Below are 15,843 nucleotides of genomic sequence, written 5' to 3' on the forward strand. Positions count from 1 at the left end.
ATGAAACATTTATCTTGGGCGGTATGCTTACCAACATGTGGATGTGATCCACACAGGCGGTCGCTTCGATTATTTCTACACCTTTTCTTTCGCATAACTGCCGAAGTATGACTCCTATATCTTGTTTTATCTTTCCGTAAATTGCTTGCCTCCGGTATTTGGGCGCAAAAACTATGTGATGCTTACAATTCCAAATGGTATGTGCTAAACTATTTTTGTCTTGAGACATATAAAGAATCCTCCTAAGTCATGAATATTGGTTGGCGAACCAAATATATTCTAGCACTTAGCGAGGATTTTTTAATACACCGCTGGAAGCTCTCCGGAACCATGGGCCTAGCCCATGGTTTTCAATTCCACAACAAAATGGAAGAATTTGTTGAATAAAATAGGTAGGAGCTAATCAATAGGTAGAAGGACACAAAAAAAATTGAGCTTATTTTCAATATACGTTTAGTATTTTCCTTTACTTTCAGCGATAAAAATAAAGGAATTAAATAAGCTATGAAAAAGAACAATGCACCCTGATATAGTAGTGTGAAATAAATATGTTCAACGATCCGATTAGGGTTTCTATAAGGATAATTATCTTCATAGAATTTTGCCAAAAATAGGCAGGTAACTGAAATGATAGGAAAAAGCTGATAGAAAGAAAACTTTTTTAACGTAGCCATTGCAACATCCTCCTTTACTCTGTGCAACAAAAAATCCACTCCTTTCTACATGAACAGACAGTGATAACAGAAGCAAATCTTACTTACAATATATCGTCAGAATGAGGAAGTCTAACCAAATAGGCATAAATAAACCCCCTCCTGATAGTGACATAATGAATCAAGCCAACAAAATAGAACTTTTTCTAAGACCCTCTTAGTATATCGCTACCATCTCCATATTAAAAATAATATGGGGAGAACATGGTAGTGTGACGTCCTCCATTCTTTTTTATGAATGCAGCATCTCAAACGCCACACCGCTCAAAATGTAAAAAGTTTTTGACATTATCTCTTGTACTATGTACACTTGAAATGTAAAAAACATTTGACACAAGGGAGCTTATCGTATGCGAAAAAAGGATGAAATGGAGCAGCGGATGGCGAATAAATCTGCTAAGATTACATTGTTTGTTACTGTCACGGCCTTATTTATTATAGGGGGCATTGAGGCTTTTAGGAATGATATGAAAACGAATATCCTTCTGGTGATTGCTCAGTTTTCGGTTTCCCTTGTTATTTTACTTGAACGGTATTATTTATCTAAAGCGAATGGAGATGACTCATTCAAAAAAACACTGATACTGACTCTGGTTTTTGTAATCATTCTGTTGGCTATTCTACTAGGAACAGCGTCTTTAGCCTGATGAAAAATAATATCAAAGAACTCCGTACAGCAAAAAAAATCTCGCAACAAGAACTGGCTGACCGCTGCCACGTTACCCGTCAAACCGTCAATGCGATTGAGAATGAAAAATATGACCCGTCTCTGCAGTTAGCTTTTGCTTTAGCGAAAAACTTAAACACCACGGTAGATAAGTTATTTATTTCGGAGCAGTAAAAAATTGAGAACGGACCAAACTTATACACATCATAGGGATACTCTCTTCTTCGGTGTCGCTGTTTTTACTCAATGGGGAAGGTATACTTTGATTATTGCCTTTTTAAACCATGTGTATATCCTATCTGTTAGTAAATCTAAATAAAAATCTTTCTCACGTATTCCTTCAGATCTTCTCTTCTATACTTGCCCTCTCTTTTAATAATCTGAGTAACTGCAAACCATCTGACTGAAAGGAACCTATTTTTTTAGGAAGTTTAAAAGGAATAAGGTTAATCACAAGCATGACTAGATTCAGATCGGCAACACCCGCTAGAAGCGTACGCGTCCAACCCTCAGATTCTAAACGAAGCAGCAATACAGTTATCCCCATGAGGAATAGGTTCATCAATGGACCACTTAATAGACACAAAAATCGTTGCAATTTGTCCATGCGGCCATCCCATTTGCAACACCCGAAGTACGCCCATTGAAGATGAAAATGGAATCTTCCGACCTGAAAATTCTCCCGGTTATCTTCCCCGCTGCTTCCTAAGTAGATATGGGGGTTCGACTTGGATGTCAGCACCACTCCAATACCATGTCCAACTTCGTGTAGCAACAGGGTGACTGGTATTACCAGAGTAAAGAAAACGAAATGTATCATACTAAACTACCTTCTTCCATTCTAATTCTATGTAACATGTTTGCCCCCTTGATCAATCTGTACTTTGGAATAAATGGAGCTGGCTACATTGTCATTGTTCTCATTATCGTACTTTTTCTGATTTTCTCGCGTACTCATTCTTACAATCACCTTTCTCTCAAAAAGCAATTTCCTTTTTCTACACCAATATAGAAATATTTTTACCAAAACATTTTTTATGTTACTATTGTATCAAATAATTTATTTTTTCTATAGTTAGAACTTCAGAAAAGAGGAAATGTCATGGAGTTTTTCAGAAAAATGTGGCGATTTCTAGATCGTTGGAATACCATAACCGGTTATTTAATAGGAGGAATCTGGCTTTTATTTAATGGACATTTCTACAACAATGGCATTACAGACATTAGATATGTTTACTTCTTTAATATCAGCGGCATACTAATGCTTGTTATCGTGGCCCTAAAGATTTTAGAAAAGGTTATGAAAAAAAAGAAAGAAAATACGTAATAATGTGGGACTACTAAGCTACCCCATTGGAAATTACCATCCTAGCCAACCCAAACAATTCGACAAAAAGTACACGTCAGCATCATAAAATTTTCAGTTACTTGCATAATAACTATAGAGATAAGGGGCCAAAGCAATATGGACGATAATATACCACCCTACTACGTTGATTTTCCTGAGTATAACGAATTCTCCCAAAGTTACTTGTGGCCTGTTACCGTAAAATACAAAGGACAGTCGGAGATTCATTTTTCTGTTTCAAAGTCGGACACGATCAATGCTTTTCACTCAATCGAAAACGGTTCAGAAGAACCTATCCTGATCGGATCCCGTTCTTTTGAAAGAAAAAATTTAGACTTTATGGCGTTTGAAGGCCGCACATATGCCTTTTCCAACTGATGGACCTTTATCCAAAATCTTGTGAATTTAATAACAAAAAAACGAACAGAAAGAAGAGAGGGAATGACTCATAGTCAGCGTTTCTCAATATTCAGTGTGCAAAACTCATTTGCAATATTGCTTCTTCCTCTAATCAGCGGGGTCTTTTCTTATTCGTACTTGCCTGACCGAATCGCCATCCACATTAACGAACTGGGACAAGCGGATGATTATCTCCCGAAGTTGGCATTCTTAATCGGGCTGCCTGTTGCAGGGTTACTTTTTCAACTTTACAGAGTGATGCGCTGCAAGAAAAAAGACCCTACAATGAATGTTTTCGGCGGGAACAGAACCAGCTCTAGTATCCTTTTATTCCCAATCTTCTTTGACATCGCCTATTTTTCTGCAGTTCTTTACAATTTGAATGTTTGATTGGATAGGTAAAATGGAGTAATATCCTTGCGTTTACAAACGATGTTTTGCCAACTTAAGGGGGGCTACTTTATGTATGAATATGTATTTGTAGGTTATTTAGATCATGAAACAGAAGTGAATTTCCGAAGATTATGGAAAGATTTAAGTGAGCAGAATATTAGTCACTATGGCGTGGAAACTAAAGGAAAAAGGCCTCATATCACCATTGCTGATTATGATGCTTTAGATAAAAATAGATTTATACAATTAGCAGATAGATTCTATGAAGATAAGGAAAAGGTAGCTTTGACTTTGAATACATTAGGAATTTTTATCGGTACAGGAACTTTATTCACTGCTCCAACCTTATCAACTGAATTACTTGACTTTCATAGCAGCCATCACGACTACTTCAGAACATTCAACCAGAATGAAACTTCATTTTATCTTCCAGGTAAATGGAGTCCTCATTGCACCATTGCAAGTAGATTAGATGAAGATAAAATGGTGCAAGCATTTAGCTATTGTAAAAAAAATATAGACCAAATCCACGGTACATTAAGTGGAATTGCTCTAATAGAACTTAAACTTAACAATGATGGTGTGGTAATAGAAGATACCGTTATTTTTTCCAAGGAACTAAAATAATTCAAAACAAATTTTCTCAGATGTGTTTAAAGGAACATTTTACGGTATCCCTAGTCACTCCTGTCTCATCTGCAATCAATGAATGCCAAAAGAGTTACTACAAAGGAGTTGGTACTGAAAGGAGTGACGAGGTATGGAGAAGGTAGTTAACTTTAGATTTGTAAAGAAATGAGGACTATAAATGAAAATAATAGAAAGTATCCCCTGGGTATATTATTTAGCAGAAACTAACGAATTTGAATACGATAAAGTCGGTAAGTGGATGTATTTTTTTAAGGACAAAAAAGTTGCAGCGGAAAAATGTGAGAACGCCGTAAAGGATAGAATTGTTACACAAGCCAAACATAGTAATGCCGAAACAGGTGTAGCCTGCTTTTATCTCAATTGTGATGATATAGATGCACATAAAAAGGTCATATCATATTTCATCAAAAATAATATGATAACTAAAACAGCTAAAGATCGATTTTATAATATACCTTTTAAATTAGATCAACAGACTCGTGGAGGTGAATATGGGGAAACCTTTAAATCTGAAATAACGTTAGATAAATTTATAGATTTAGACTCGGGAGAATGGCTGATTTGATAGCAGCTGCCCAATAATTTATGAAAGAGATAAATTTTAATCGATGATTGATACGAATACGTAACCTGCCTTACCTTCTCTCTTATTAGTTAATATTTAACCAACATTTCTCGTTTTCATTAAAAAAGTAATAAAAACAACATTTCACAGGTGACGATTTTGGTTACACTCTAAACAGACAAAAAGAAAAGAGTCATATCCCAATTGAAACGGAAATATGACTAACAGAAAAGTATACTTTATTTTCCTGTAGTCTTTGCTTTTAAGTTATAACCGCATGAGTGCTGTCTAACTTAGGCACCCAGACAAAATAAAAAACTGATTATGAGTCCCGTAGTCAGTTTTTTATTTGTATTGAATGTAATACCACCCTCATTTTTTAAGACTTATGCGATAAAATTCCACACTCACTTTAGCATACTATAAATACACTCCAGCAATGAAGCTGCCAGAATAATATTGATGAGCCTAAAATGTTTTTGATACATCCTTTGTATCATCATACCCATTCCAATCCAAGTGATTGTGGCAATGGTTCCGATTGTGGCAACAATCAGTTCAAACAATATTAGATCAAAAAAAGAAGTGTAGTAATCCGTTATATATCCGGTCAGAGCGGTTATACCAAACAAATAGATTTTCACATTCACAAATTGGAGCAAGAATCCTTTAAAAAAAGAGGCCGATTTTTCAGTACTCTCTGACTCAGGTTTGCTTACCGCGATATGAATGGCGAGCCATAGAATATACGCAGCACCAATATATTTCATTATGCCAAGGATATTCGGCATAAAAGCACTCACACCATAGACAAACAGTGCACAGATAATTTGAACTACATAATACCCTGCGAAGATGCCAAAAAATAAAGAGCGACCTTTTTTGTATCCATAATTTGTGACTGTATTCAATGCTAAAATATTCCCCGGCCCCGGAGTAAACGCGTTAATTATCGCATAAATAAAGAAATTCCCTAATACATATCCAGGCATTATTTTCTTCCTTTCTGTTTTTTTAGACTATAACATAAACCCTGTTTGTATAGGTTATTCCGATATTTTATGTTTTTCCATAGTTTAAAACTATGATAAAAATATAAAAATTATACTCTGTATTGTCGCAAAGCCTCAGTATATGTTACCCCCAATTCTGATAGTGCTTGCCCTTTGTTTAAAATGTACCCAATACGCATTTGTTCATTCTCTGCAAGTGGAAGTGCCACGATAGAACCGCCATGCAGATATTTCGGGAAAATTCCGCTGGAAATCGTATAACCATCCAAACCAATCATGAGGTTCACGATTGCCGCACGATCACTGACTTTGATACTCTTTTCTGCAGGTTCCATACTGAAAAGTTCTTCTGCAAAATAAGTGGAATTGTAATTGCCTTGAAGAAAACTTAAGCGAGGGTAAGGCTCTAAATCTTTAAGGGTGACAACACCCCTTTTTGCCAAGGGATGATCCGTTCTCAAAAATACATGGGGGCTGACGCTAAATAACTCATAAAAGTCCAAATTATTTTTCTCTAACACTTTTCGCATGATGGTTTCATTGCTGTTGCTTATGAAGAGTATGCCTACATCGCTAAAACGATTCTTCACATCATCAATGATTTGAAATGTCTGTGTTTCATTTAAGATAAATTCAAAACGTTCCTGTCCGAACTGTTGCACCATTTCCACAAACGCATTAGCCGTGAACGTGTAGTGCTGTGTTGAAACACAAAACCGCTGTTTTACGGGTACATTAAAAACATATTTTGATTCCAGCAAATCCATCTGTTGCACTACTTGTCTTGCATAGCCTAAAAATTCCATGCCTTCTTTTGTCAAGGCAATTCCCGTCCGACTTCGCGTAAAAATACTGAACCCGATTTCTTTCTCCACCTCTTTAATCGCATTTGAAAGGCTCGGTTGTGAAATGAATAATCCCTTTGCCGCTTCTGTAATTGACCCTTTCTCTGCAACTGTGAGTAAATATTTCAAATGTTGAAATGTCATACTGTTCCCAACTTCTTTCATTAGCTTTTCTGACCTTATAATATTCTATTCTAGCACATACGACTGCGCTTACTGATCAAACGATGAAAACTGACATAGAGTCGTTATTTTTCGGCTGTAGCCGATGAAATTCAACATTGGCTATCATAAGAAAAGCTGAACGGGTTCGTTCAGCCCTGAAAGAAATTTAGGAAATCCGGCCCTGAATGAGCATCGTAGAGCGCAATGGGTCAGATTTATCTAATTTCCGAAGGGCTTACCCGTGAAGCTGGACATCATTTTAGATGCATGAAACATTTTGCAAACTTGTGAAACTCCTACGGTGATGCACTTTTGAGTTGAAAAAATTTTACAAATTCCTATCACTAAAAACGAAATTTTTGAACCGGTGCGGACAATTGATTGCGGCATTCTTTTTTAAAGAGTAAAAATGATATAACCGAGTCTTTAATAGTCTTCTTTTATAACGAAGGGTAAGCGAATATAAAATACCACTGGCGTAGCATGAAAATTTTGATCATTCCATAGCATAAAAAAATCCTTTATAATGAGGGTGAATGACCTATCTAAGACCCTTACAAAATGGCTAACGACATGACTGTATATTAAACAAAAATAATCCTATGATTTATGGGAAAGACCGTGTCCATTCTGAACAATTCTAGATACCAATGCTTACCATCACGATTACGGTTCCCTTGATGTTGTTTTTGAATAAGCCCTTAGTCACTTCATTGAGCTATTTATTCTCTCTGTTTTAACTTCACATTATAAAGGACTGATACGATTGATAATGGATAAACTAAATGATGTGACAAATTCCTATAAAAAAAATTCAACTTTCTATATATTGAGTTTATTTTTTCAAGAACATATTCATGAGATTCCTTATATTACAATGGATGAGGTTGCTATTAGAACGTTTGTATCAAAAAGTCAAATTTCTAAATATGTCAGATATTTAGACTATAAAACATACATTGACTTTAAAGATGCCTGCTTAGAATACCTTGAATCCTTAGAGAGACGCCGTCACGATTTTGATGTATATGATAATATGAAAGATAATATTTTAAATTTTACAAATACTATGATTTATTTTCTTAACTCTCTAACAAATTCTTTAGATTATAATCGCCTGGAGTTATTAATTAAACAGCTTACCTCAGCAAATACTATATATGTGTTTGCTCAAGGCGATGCTCGTTACCTCTGCCATCAGATCCAAACAGAACTACAAGTGATCAACAAGAATGTTATTATTTGCGATGTTGATTTTAATCATTCCTACGATATTAACGACAATGATTTATTATTAGTACTCAGTATAGACGGCAATACTTTCAAGTACAACAAACGCGTAGTGAAGAGACTTGAGGAAACAAATGGAACAAAATGGCTCATAAGTTGTCAGAGTAATATCAGATTCAAAGGGAAACAGTTACATGTCCCCATACAATATGAAAAATTCAATGCCTACTTTTTTAAATATGTTATTGACTTATTAATCCTCAATTTAAAGCAAACCTATTAAGCTTGTTCGTCAAGGAAGTTTCTTTTAAAGAAACTTCCTTTTTGATTACCGACATACCCCTTATACTTTGTGATAAGAACAAGGAGGAATATATATGTCATTTCCAAACAATTTTTTATGGGGCGGAGCAACTGCTGCGAATCAAACAGAAGGAGCTTACACTATTGATGGACGAGGCCTTTCAAATTTAGATTATATGCCTTACGGGGAATCACGTTTCCAAGTAGGTACAGGAAATTTGGATCCTAAATCTTTACCCGAGGATACTTTCTTTCCATCAAGAGTCGCCATTGACCATTATCACCATTACAAAGAGGATATTGCACTGATGGCCCAAATGGGATTCAAAGTCTACCGATTATCCCTCTCTTGGTCAAGAATTTATCCTAAGGGAAATGAATCCAAACCTAACCAGTTAGGCCTGGATTACTATCTGAATGTCTTTAAAGAGTGTCGAAAATATAATATTGAACCCTTAGTAACCATCAATCATTTTGATATCCCTATGTATTTAGTTGACGAATATGGTGGATGGAAGAATCGTCAAACTATTGATTTTTATTTAAAATTCACTGAAACAGTGTTTACCCATTATAAAGATTATGTCAAATATTGGCTTACTTTTAATGAAATCAATATGGTCTTACATTTCCCTTTTGTAGCAACAGGCTTAACTTTTAAACCAGAGGATAATAGAGAGCAGATTACAACTGATGTGATCCATCATCAATTAGTCGCCAGCTCTAAAGCAACTCAGCTTGCTAAAAAAATAAACCCTGATTTTCAAATTGGATGTATGTTGGCTGCTGGAAGTTATTATGCTCAGACGCCGCGTCCAGAAGATGTATGGAAATCCATCCAAGATTCACGTGAAAGCTATATGTTTTCAGATGTCCAAGTAAGAGGAAGCTACCCTAATTATTATTTAAAACAAATCGAACAACAAAATCTCACTCTTCCTATTAAAGATGGTGATATCGCAGTTTTAAGAGACCACACTGTAGATTTTATTAGCTTTTCTTATTATTCTTCAAGAGTAAGCAGCGCCCAACCTGATGCTGCGAATCAAACCGAAAGCAATATTTTTGCTTCAGAAATCAACCCTTATTTAGAAACTAGCGAATGGGGTTGGCAAATTGATCCATTAGGATTTCGAATTACAATCAATGAAATTTATGATCGTTACAACAAACCTATGTTTGTTGTAGAGAATGGTTTAGGGGCTGTCGATAATTTAACAGAAACTGATGAGATTCATGATGATTATAGAATTGAATACCATAAAGAACATATCAAAGCCATGTCTGACGCAATCACTCTGGATGGTGTCGAATTAATCGGCTATACCTCATGGGCATGTATTGATTCTATTTCTAATGGAACTGGTGAAATGGCTAAGCGCTATGGTTTTATTTATGTTGACCGAGATAATTTCGGTAAGGGAACATTCAGACGTATTCCGAAAAAATCTTTTTATTGGTATCAAGAAGTAATTAAAAATAACGGTGAAAATTTAAATGAAAAATAAATTTAATCTAACCTCATTATTTCATTTCTTTCTTCTTTTATTCGGATCTTTAGTCATGGGTTTCGGAGTTTCATTATCCATATCAACAGGTTATGGGAGCGATTCTCTTTCTTGGGTCTGGCAAGGGATTTCACTTCATACTAATTTAACTTTAAATCAATCCAATATGATCATCACTTTACTAATGCTGATTCCACCTTTACTTTATGACCGCGCTCAATTAGGTATTGGGAGTATTCTCCAACCTTATATTGTTGGAGCAACTGCCGAATATACATTAAACCAAGGACTCAGTAATCCGGGCAACTTTCTTTTCTTGATTATGGGTATTTTATTACTTGGGATTGGAGCCGGTATATATACTAGTGCAAATCTAGGTAAAGTACCTTATGATGCATGTGTTTTTTGGATTAGTAAGGTCACTAAGAACTCAATTGGGTTGATTAGAAGTTTAGGAGATCTGTGTCTCTTTATTATTGCTTGGTTGCTTAACCAGCATCTTGTTATTGGTCCTTTAATCTCCGTATTTCTGATTGGTTACATTCTAAACACTACGTATAATTTAATTAATAAGTTTTTACAAAAGAGTAAATAAACGGCATTTGAACCCTAGTGTTGCATTAAATCAATAGATTGATTGATATTCCGTTAGGTCTGAAAACAGCAAAAAAATAGTGACTTTTTTATAATTTTATCAACAAAGGATACCCTTTTTGTTCACCATACCCCTACGGAGGAAGATAAAAAATAGACGTCACCTTACCTAACTTGGGTAAGCTCGCGTCTATTTTTCTATTTAGTTGGGATTTTATCGCAGCCTCTTTGGTCGTGATTGTATGTGATAAAGAGTAGTTCAGTTAGAAGTTCATCCTTACTGTTCACTTTTTTTAATTTGGGATAGTTTCTTGTTGAGGGTGTACAGCATTTTTTCGCTAAATTGATCGGATGCAATTTGAGACATGGCATCGATTGTAAAACCTTGCATCATATCGAACATCGGATGTTCTTCCACGTTACCTAAGTATGTCGTTACGATCGCTTTTGTTTCTTCGTTTTTAAAAAGTTCTCCCACTGTGCAACGGGTAGAGTAGACATCATCCGTTATGACAAGTTCTTCCATTTCCACATCGCCTAATTCCGGCATATCGAACCAGTTGGCGACGAATCCCCCTTCTTCTTCAGGGGTAAAATAGCTTTCGTTCGGGTTGTCCACTTTATTGAACATCGCTACATCTTGCAGGCTAATATTCCCATCCTTGGCGAATACCTTGACTTCATTTATTCCCTCTTTCAGGGAAATGTTTTCAAAGACAAAGATTTTATCCTCACTCGTAAGGGTAGTCGTTTCCCCTCCGTTTACAGATAGGTTCACTTCATTACAGTTAGAATAGACTTTGATATCGATCGTATCATCCGTCCGATCGACAAAACGTTTGCCTGTAATATGCACAAATTTTTCATCACTCCAATGTGCCTTATACAGATAAAAAGCATCCTTCTTAATCTTTCTATCATAGGTGATGAGCCCTTTGTTGTTTCTTCCCTGTACACCGCCCTCATCTCTGATGTTCGCACCGAAGTCAAACATGTTCCATGCATACGTTGCCCAAAGGAAGGGACGTTTTTCAAAAATCTTCCACACGGTTTCATGATAAAGCGCATGGTATTCCTCAGAATAGTCTTTTATTTTTGGTTCACTGCTATGGTATTGTAAAATTCCTTCTGCACCATATTCTGAAATCGCCAGTTTTACAGTCGGATTTTTCTTATGGAAACCATCTAACCAGCCCGCAAAGTCCCCTGCTTCACCGTTATACCAACCAAAATATTTATTGTATCCAATCGTATCCGTCACATAATTATAGTCATCTTCATCTTCAACGAACATGACGTTTGCCATTGTAGTCAATCGGGTAGGGTCTTCCTTTTTCGTTAACTCATTCAATTCATTCACGAGTTTCCTTAGCTCAGGTCTTTCCCCACTAATTTGAATTTCATTCTGGATTCCCCAGAACAGGATAGACGGATGATTAAAGTTTTGTCTAATCAGTTCAACTATCTGTTGTTTGGCATTAATGCCTTCTAACTCTGTTTTAGACATCAAAGAGATATTGGATTAATCAGCGATATTGTTGCGAAAAACAACGCACCCATAAGCGAACGAAAATCACTCGAAGAATTTTATCACTCTTTATCCGTTGTCAGCAGAAAAAACGCCCAAAGCATCGGTGAATTACTCGTAAATTTATTTGCACATGCTTATATTGAAACGCAATCGCTAGGGGCAGAACGGGTTGTCTCCACTCTCAATAGAGAAGAATTAAAACTAGCAATAGCTGAGAGTAACGATCAGATAGAGGAGCGTTTTCGATTAGAAAAAGAGATTGTCGATGCTATCGCCCAAGGAAATAAAGATAAAATTACCCGTATTTTAAACGACTCCAACAAAGATATTTTATTGATTTTTTTAAATCGAATACCTGAAAGCCCTATTCGATCTGCAAAAAATATCGTATTGGTTATGAACACAATTTCCAGAACCGCAGCTGAAAGAGGCGGTGTTCATCCTCTTTACATTCATCATATTTCCGAAAAATTTGCGATTTTGATTGAAAGAGCCTCCAGCCTTTCCGTCTTAAAACAGTTGGGGGAAGCGATGGTTTATGAATACTGTGCAGCTGTAAGAGATTTTTCTACCCGTCATTATAGTCTTCTTGTTAAAAAGGCCGTGAATTACATCCATATGCATCTAGAAGAGGATTTATCATTATCTATCATTGCTGATGAACTTTACGTGAATGCCTCACATCTTTCACGTAAATTCAAAGCAGAAACGAGCAAGAGCATCGTTGACTATATTAATCAAAAGAGAATAGAAGAGGCGAAACGCTACTTGGAACGGGGAAATGTATCGATTACAGAGGTTGCGCTCATGGTAGAATTCAATGATCTAAATTATTTTAGTAGGGTATTTAAAAAAACGACTTCGCTTTCTCCTTCGCAATATAGTAAGCACTGTTTTACGGAGACTTAACAAGGCATAAGCGATTTAACCCGGAGACTTTATTTTATATTTGAGTTAATATTTGAACATTTATTGTCGTGTGGGTTATACTTGGATTATCTGAACAACAAGGAGGAATTTGTTTGAAAAAGTTAATCTTATGCTTTCTCACTACGGCTCTGCTGAGTGGCTGTGGTGCTGCGAGTTCACAGGCGAGCATAAATAGTGAGGTTGCGGAAAATGAAGAAGCAACTGTCCTGTATACAGGAACGGTTATCGACAGCAGCGAAACGCATGAAGGCGGTTTGTTCGTGTCTGACTTAGTTCCGGTAGAATCTTCGGAGGCTGCTTCTTTCGATGAAGTCATCCTGTTGATGGAAGGTGTTGCCTTGACCGACTTATCCTCCGGTGAAAATATACCTCTGTCAGCATTAGAAAAAGGCGACAGCGTAACAGTCACCTTAGTCGAGCATGCCCCCACCACGATGTCCATCCCTCCGCAGATTCCCGGCATGGGGATCGTAAAAGTAGAAAAATGAAATAATCAATCCAAACACCCGATACGAGCCCAACCAAAATTCGGTTAGGCTCATATCGGGTGTTTTTCCAAGAAGTTTATAAAGAGTCAATAAACGATGCGCTACAATTTATTCAGCAATATTTTCAACAGCATGGAGAGGAATTTATTAAACAGCAGCTGTCTCAATTTTTTATTTGGGACGGCTCTTTATAATTAAGATACGCATCTACGCAGTGGATAAGTACCTTTGATAGTTCATGCATTTGCAAATAAATACCCGTTACGCTACTGGTGGTGTTCCTTCGGCGTTTGATACAACTGCATCGATCTGGACTAAAGCATCCATAGGCAGCGCTGAAACTGCGAGCGTTGTCCGTGCAGGAACACCGTTTTGGAAAAAGGTTGTGTGAACTTCATCTACAGCCGCCATATCAGCGCTGTCTTTAAGGAGTACAGTGACTGCGACCACATCATCCATAACATGGGCAACACTTTCGACGATAGCTTTCATATTTTTCAGGCATTGTTCCGCCTGCTCTTTCACGCCACCGGCTACCATTTTGCCAGTTTTTGGATCTAGTGGTAATTGAGCGGAAAGATGATTGTAATGAGAAAAAGCTACCGATTGTGTAGATAGAGCACTTTCGGGTGCATTTTCTGTATTTCTTGCCAATACTGCGTTGTAGCCACTCATTATATTTGTATCCCCTTTTAGATAATTTTTTAGCTTACGGCAGCAACCCATTAAAGCGGTTACTATCGCATTTACTATAGCAAGCGGACTGTTTTTTGAGTATGTGTACCTTGCACGTTTTTACACCGACTCTGTGCAATGGGCACAAAAACAGATAATGCTAGCCAACCACAAGTTCGGCTGACCAGCATTATCTGTTTCTGAATTCATTCTGACATCGCACGTCTGGTTGATGTGCAGAACAAACTTACTTTTTCATCGTTTTAAGGATAAGGGAAAGAACGAATATCAAGATGATGGCTCCTATTAGTGCAGGTGCGATATAAAATCCTCCGATTGCAGGTCCCCAAGCTCCGAACAATGTTACACCTAACCAGGAACCAACAAAACCTGCAATGATATTTCCGATAATGCCACCGGGAACATCTTTACCCAGAAAAGCTCCAGCGAGTGCGCCTAAAATACCACCGACAATTAATGACCAAAGAAAGTCCATTTTTTACTCCTCCTTCTTATATAGAAGCCTACAGTAACCATGTGTCCAAACCTTGCTCGTTACACTGCCATTATATAAGGAATAACCTATATTATAAAGTATTTACACTCGAAGCGAGTCGGCTCCCGAAAAGAGAAACTTGGATGTATCAAATAACTTTCTCACAATGATATAAATTTAGTTGGACACAACTGAACCCATAAGAGGAAAATCACTTTCTACAGCAGGCATTATTTACCTGTTCGGCTGTTTTGTTCTTGATTATAACGATCTCCTACAATTTCTAATTGATCCACTGCATGATTGATGTCGTTCAGTTCTTGTTTGCTGAAATGAATAGCCGTTGCACCCGTATTTTCGTCTATTCTACTCAATTTTGTTGTTCCTGGGATGGGTACAATCCAATCTTTTTGTGCCAATAACCAAGCCAGCGATACTTGCGCAATCGTCGCTTCTTTTTCATTGGCAATCTTTTGCAACAGGTCCAGAACTACTTGATTAGCTTTGAAAGCTTCTTCAGTAAAACGTGGAAGTTCTGCACGATTATCGTTTTCGCTAGCTATAGCATCTCTTGTCAATTTTCCGGTAAGAAATCCTCTACCCAAAGGACTGTAGGCAACTAAACCAATTTTCAACTCTTCCAAAGTCGGGATCACTTCTTTTTCCAATTCTCTCCACCAAATAGAATATTCGCTTTGGACAGCTGCTAAAGGTTCGACGTGATGTGCACGACGAATTGTTTCTGCACTCGCCTCAGATAATCCCCACTGCAGTATTTTCCCTTCCTTCTTAAATTCCTGCATAGTCTGGGCCACTTCTTCAATCGGAATATTAGGATCCACTCGATGAATATAGTACAAATCAATATAATCCGTTCCCAAACGTTTTAAAGAGCCTTCTAGAGAATTTCTCAACGTTTCTTTCTTGCTCTCTGGGTAGTAGGAATTTCCCTTAATGTTAAAGCCGCCTTTTGTCGCTAATTGAATCTCTTTACGAAATGTTTGAATAGCTTCACCGACTAATTCTTCATTGGTGTAGGGACCATATACTTCTGCGGTGTCAAACATCGTCACGCCGGCATCAAATGCATGCCGCACAACTTTCATCATTTCATTTCGATCTTTCACTGGCCCTCTGTGATGATTCAAACCCATACAACCAAAACCTAATTCCGATGTCACTAATCCTTGACTGCCTAAAGTACGTTTATTCATATCGTTACTCCCCTTCTATTTTTCGTACTGTCAAAGTTTAGCTCTGCCAGACGTTCAATTTTGTATTTTTTCGTTGATTTAACGGGGTTAACGACAAAAACAACTTGCCACCCCC

The 15,843-nt window shown here is 37.0% G+C and carries 20 protein-coding genes; 12 read left to right on the plus strand and 8 right to left on the minus strand.

The window, feature by feature from the left end; genetic code table 11:
• The coding region (gene tnpA / locus BMZ71_RS12680; RefSeq protein WP_143071397.1) for an IS200/IS605 family transposase at positions 1 to 229 on the minus strand (229 nt) is incomplete at its 3' end.
• An 834-nt stretch (positions 230 to 1,063) separates the two neighbouring features.
• Here tnpA and BMZ71_RS12690 point away from each other — a divergent pair.
• Both BMZ71_RS12690 and BMZ71_RS12695 read left to right on the plus strand, forming a co-directional pair.
• Positions 1,064 to 1,360: a hypothetical protein gene (locus BMZ71_RS12690; RefSeq protein WP_068562252.1), complete on the plus strand. Its 297-nt coding sequence runs from the start codon at positions 1,064 to 1,066 to the stop codon at positions 1,358 to 1,360.
• Complete coding sequence (locus tag BMZ71_RS12695; protein WP_086989619.1) at positions 1,360 to 1,554, plus strand: helix-turn-helix transcriptional regulator; 195 nt, start codon at positions 1,360 to 1,362, stop codon at positions 1,552 to 1,554. Before BMZ71_RS12690 ends, BMZ71_RS12695 begins: the two co-directional genes overlap by 1 nt.
• Before the next feature lie 166 nt (positions 1,555 to 1,720).
• Here the strand turns inward: BMZ71_RS12695 and BMZ71_RS12700 are convergent, their stop codons facing one another.
• On the minus strand, positions 1,721 to 2,200 hold the full coding sequence (locus BMZ71_RS12700) for a zinc metalloprotease (RefSeq protein WP_086989617.1): 480 nt from the start codon (positions 2,198 to 2,200) through the stop codon (positions 1,721 to 1,723).
• A gap of 282 nt (positions 2,201 to 2,482) precedes the next feature.
• On the opposite strand from BMZ71_RS12700, the gene BMZ71_RS12705 reads away from it, so the two are divergent.
• The 5 genes from BMZ71_RS12705 (at position 2,483) to BMZ71_RS12725 (ending at position 4,736) form a co-directional block, all read left to right on the plus strand.
• Positions 2,483 to 2,707: a hypothetical protein gene (locus BMZ71_RS12705; RefSeq protein ID WP_086989615.1), complete on the plus strand. Its 225-nt coding sequence runs from the start codon at positions 2,483 to 2,485 to the stop codon at positions 2,705 to 2,707.
• A gap of 138 nt (positions 2,708 to 2,845) precedes the next feature.
• On the plus strand, positions 2,846 to 3,106 hold the full coding sequence (locus tag BMZ71_RS12710) for a hypothetical protein (RefSeq protein ID WP_068562247.1): 261 nt from the start codon (positions 2,846 to 2,848) through the stop codon (positions 3,104 to 3,106).
• 63 nt (positions 3,107 to 3,169) lie between these two features.
• Positions 3,170 to 3,517: a DUF1648 domain-containing protein gene (locus tag BMZ71_RS12715; protein ID WP_086989614.1), complete on the plus strand. Its 348-nt coding sequence runs from the start codon at positions 3,170 to 3,172 to the stop codon at positions 3,515 to 3,517.
• A gap of 72 nt (positions 3,518 to 3,589) precedes the next feature.
• Positions 3,590 to 4,147, plus strand: a complete 558-nt coding sequence (locus BMZ71_RS12720; protein ID WP_177187627.1) for a 2'-5' RNA ligase family protein — start codon at positions 3,590 to 3,592, stop codon at positions 4,145 to 4,147.
• 181 nt (positions 4,148 to 4,328) lie between these two features.
• Positions 4,329 to 4,736, plus strand: a complete 408-nt coding sequence (locus tag BMZ71_RS12725) for a hypothetical protein (RefSeq protein ID WP_086989610.1) — start codon at positions 4,329 to 4,331, stop codon at positions 4,734 to 4,736.
• Positions 4,737 to 5,143: 407 nt separating this feature from the next.
• Here the strand turns inward: BMZ71_RS12725 and BMZ71_RS12730 are convergent, their stop codons facing one another.
• Both BMZ71_RS12730 and BMZ71_RS12735 read right to left on the minus strand, forming a co-directional pair.
• The gene (locus BMZ71_RS12730) at positions 5,144 to 5,728 is read right to left on the minus strand and encodes a LysE family transporter (RefSeq protein WP_068562245.1); all 585 of its coding nucleotides are present in this window, start codon (positions 5,726 to 5,728) and stop codon (positions 5,144 to 5,146) included.
• A 110-nt stretch (positions 5,729 to 5,838) separates the two neighbouring features.
• Positions 5,839 to 6,738, minus strand: coding sequence for a LysR family transcriptional regulator (locus tag BMZ71_RS12735; protein ID WP_086989649.1), 900 nt, complete (start codon positions 6,736 to 6,738; stop codon positions 5,839 to 5,841).
• A 793-nt stretch (positions 6,739 to 7,531) separates the two neighbouring features.
• Here BMZ71_RS12735 and BMZ71_RS12740 point away from each other — a divergent pair.
• From BMZ71_RS12740 to BMZ71_RS12750, 3 genes are all read left to right on the plus strand, one after another.
• Positions 7,532 to 8,272, plus strand: coding sequence for a MurR/RpiR family transcriptional regulator (locus BMZ71_RS12740; RefSeq protein ID WP_232309380.1), 741 nt, complete (start codon positions 7,532 to 7,534; stop codon positions 8,270 to 8,272).
• A 94-nt stretch (positions 8,273 to 8,366) separates the two neighbouring features.
• A complete protein-coding gene (locus tag BMZ71_RS12745) occupies positions 8,367 to 9,800 on the plus strand; it encodes a 6-phospho-beta-glucosidase (RefSeq protein ID WP_086989608.1) in 1,434 nt (477 codons plus the stop codon).
• On the plus strand, positions 9,790 to 10,395 hold the full coding sequence (locus BMZ71_RS12750) for a YczE/YyaS/YitT family protein (RefSeq protein WP_245734440.1): 606 nt from the start codon (positions 9,790 to 9,792) through the stop codon (positions 10,393 to 10,395). Before BMZ71_RS12745 ends, BMZ71_RS12750 begins: the two co-directional genes overlap by 11 nt.
• 276 nt (positions 10,396 to 10,671) lie before the next feature.
• On the opposite strand, the gene BMZ71_RS12755 is transcribed toward BMZ71_RS12750, so the two are convergent.
• On the minus strand, positions 10,672 to 11,901 hold the full coding sequence (locus BMZ71_RS12755) for a glycoside hydrolase family 2 TIM barrel-domain containing protein (protein ID WP_086989607.1): 1,230 nt from the start codon (positions 11,899 to 11,901) through the stop codon (positions 10,672 to 10,674).
• A gap of 357 nt (positions 11,902 to 12,258) precedes the next feature.
• Here BMZ71_RS12755 and BMZ71_RS15160 point away from each other — a divergent pair, with 357 nt between their 5' ends.
• Together BMZ71_RS15160 and BMZ71_RS12765 are read left to right on the plus strand one after the other, a co-directional pair.
• Positions 12,259 to 12,834, plus strand: a complete 576-nt coding sequence (locus BMZ71_RS15160; RefSeq protein WP_218142828.1) for a helix-turn-helix domain-containing protein — start codon at positions 12,259 to 12,261, stop codon at positions 12,832 to 12,834.
• 113 nt (positions 12,835 to 12,947) lie between these two features.
• Positions 12,948 to 13,343: a putative periplasmic lipoprotein gene (locus tag BMZ71_RS12765; protein ID WP_086989603.1), complete on the plus strand. Its 396-nt coding sequence runs from the start codon at positions 12,948 to 12,950 to the stop codon at positions 13,341 to 13,343.
• A 261-nt stretch (positions 13,344 to 13,604) separates the two neighbouring features.
• Here the strand turns inward: BMZ71_RS12765 and BMZ71_RS12770 are convergent, their stop codons facing one another.
• From BMZ71_RS12770 to BMZ71_RS12780, 3 genes are all read right to left on the minus strand, one after another.
• Positions 13,605 to 14,018: a Rid family hydrolase gene (locus BMZ71_RS12770; protein WP_086989601.1), complete on the minus strand. Its 414-nt coding sequence runs from the start codon at positions 14,016 to 14,018 to the stop codon at positions 13,605 to 13,607.
• Between the two features lie 247 nt (positions 14,019 to 14,265).
• Positions 14,266 to 14,514, minus strand: a complete 249-nt coding sequence (locus BMZ71_RS12775) for a GlsB/YeaQ/YmgE family stress response membrane protein (RefSeq protein ID WP_068562239.1) — start codon at positions 14,512 to 14,514, stop codon at positions 14,266 to 14,268.
• Positions 14,515 to 14,744: 230 nt separating this feature from the next.
• A complete protein-coding gene (locus tag BMZ71_RS12780; RefSeq protein WP_086989598.1) occupies positions 14,745 to 15,728 on the minus strand; it encodes an aldo/keto reductase in 984 nt (327 codons plus the stop codon).
• Positions 15,729 to 15,843: the final 115 nt, after the last annotated feature.

It is taken from the genome of Trichococcus flocculiformis (genome assembly GCF_900113645.1).
Classification (GTDB): Bacteria; Bacillota; Bacilli; order Lactobacillales; family Aerococcaceae; genus Trichococcus; species Trichococcus flocculiformis.

What these genes read in the sequence shown, in the direction of transcription:
- BMZ71_RS12705 (WP_086989615.1), top strand. Translation starts at nt 2,483, where the DNA reads ATGGAGTTTTTCAGAAAAATGTGGCGATTTCTAGATCGTTGGAATACC.
- BMZ71_RS12690 (WP_068562252.1), top strand. Translation starts at nt 1,064, where the DNA reads ATGCGAAAAAAGGATGAAATGGAGCAGCGGATGGCGAATAAATCTGCT.
- BMZ71_RS12780 (WP_086989598.1), bottom strand. Translation starts at nt 15,728, where the DNA reads ATGAATAAACGTACTTTAGGCAGTCAAGGATTAGTGACATCGGAATTA.
- BMZ71_RS12710 (WP_068562247.1), top strand. Translation starts at nt 2,846, where the DNA reads ATGGACGATAATATACCACCCTACTACGTTGATTTTCCTGAGTATAAC.
- BMZ71_RS12755 (WP_086989607.1), bottom strand. Translation starts at nt 11,901, where the DNA reads ATGTCTAAAACAGAGTTAGAAGGCATTAATGCCAAACAACAGATAGTT.
- BMZ71_RS12750 (WP_245734440.1), top strand. Translation starts at nt 9,790, where the DNA reads ATGAAAAATAAATTTAATCTAACCTCATTATTTCATTTCTTTCTTCTT.
- BMZ71_RS12740 (WP_232309380.1), top strand. Translation starts at nt 7,532, where the DNA reads ATGGATAAACTAAATGATGTGACAAATTCCTATAAAAAAAATTCAACT.
- BMZ71_RS12730 (WP_068562245.1), bottom strand. Translation starts at nt 5,728, where the DNA reads ATGCCTGGATATGTATTAGGGAATTTCTTTATTTATGCGATAATTAAC.
- BMZ71_RS12725 (WP_086989610.1), top strand. Translation starts at nt 4,329, where the DNA reads ATGAAAATAATAGAAAGTATCCCCTGGGTATATTATTTAGCAGAAACT.
- BMZ71_RS12735 (WP_086989649.1), bottom strand. Translation starts at nt 6,738, where the DNA reads ATGACATTTCAACATTTGAAATATTTACTCACAGTTGCAGAGAAAGGG.
- BMZ71_RS12695 (WP_086989619.1), top strand. Translation starts at nt 1,360, where the DNA reads ATGAAAAATAATATCAAAGAACTCCGTACAGCAAAAAAAATCTCGCAA.
- BMZ71_RS12775 (WP_068562239.1), bottom strand. Translation starts at nt 14,514, where the DNA reads ATGGACTTTCTTTGGTCATTAATTGTCGGTGGTATTTTAGGCGCACTC.
- BMZ71_RS12770 (WP_086989601.1), bottom strand. Translation starts at nt 14,018, where the DNA reads ATGAGTGGCTACAACGCAGTATTGGCAAGAAATACAGAAAATGCACCC.
- BMZ71_RS12700 (WP_086989617.1), bottom strand. Translation starts at nt 2,200, where the DNA reads ATGATACATTTCGTTTTCTTTACTCTGGTAATACCAGTCACCCTGTTG.
- BMZ71_RS12720 (WP_177187627.1), top strand. Translation starts at nt 3,590, where the DNA reads ATGTATGAATATGTATTTGTAGGTTATTTAGATCATGAAACAGAAGTG.
- BMZ71_RS12715 (WP_086989614.1), top strand. Translation starts at nt 3,170, where the DNA reads ATGACTCATAGTCAGCGTTTCTCAATATTCAGTGTGCAAAACTCATTT.
- BMZ71_RS12745 (WP_086989608.1), top strand. Translation starts at nt 8,367, where the DNA reads ATGTCATTTCCAAACAATTTTTTATGGGGCGGAGCAACTGCTGCGAAT.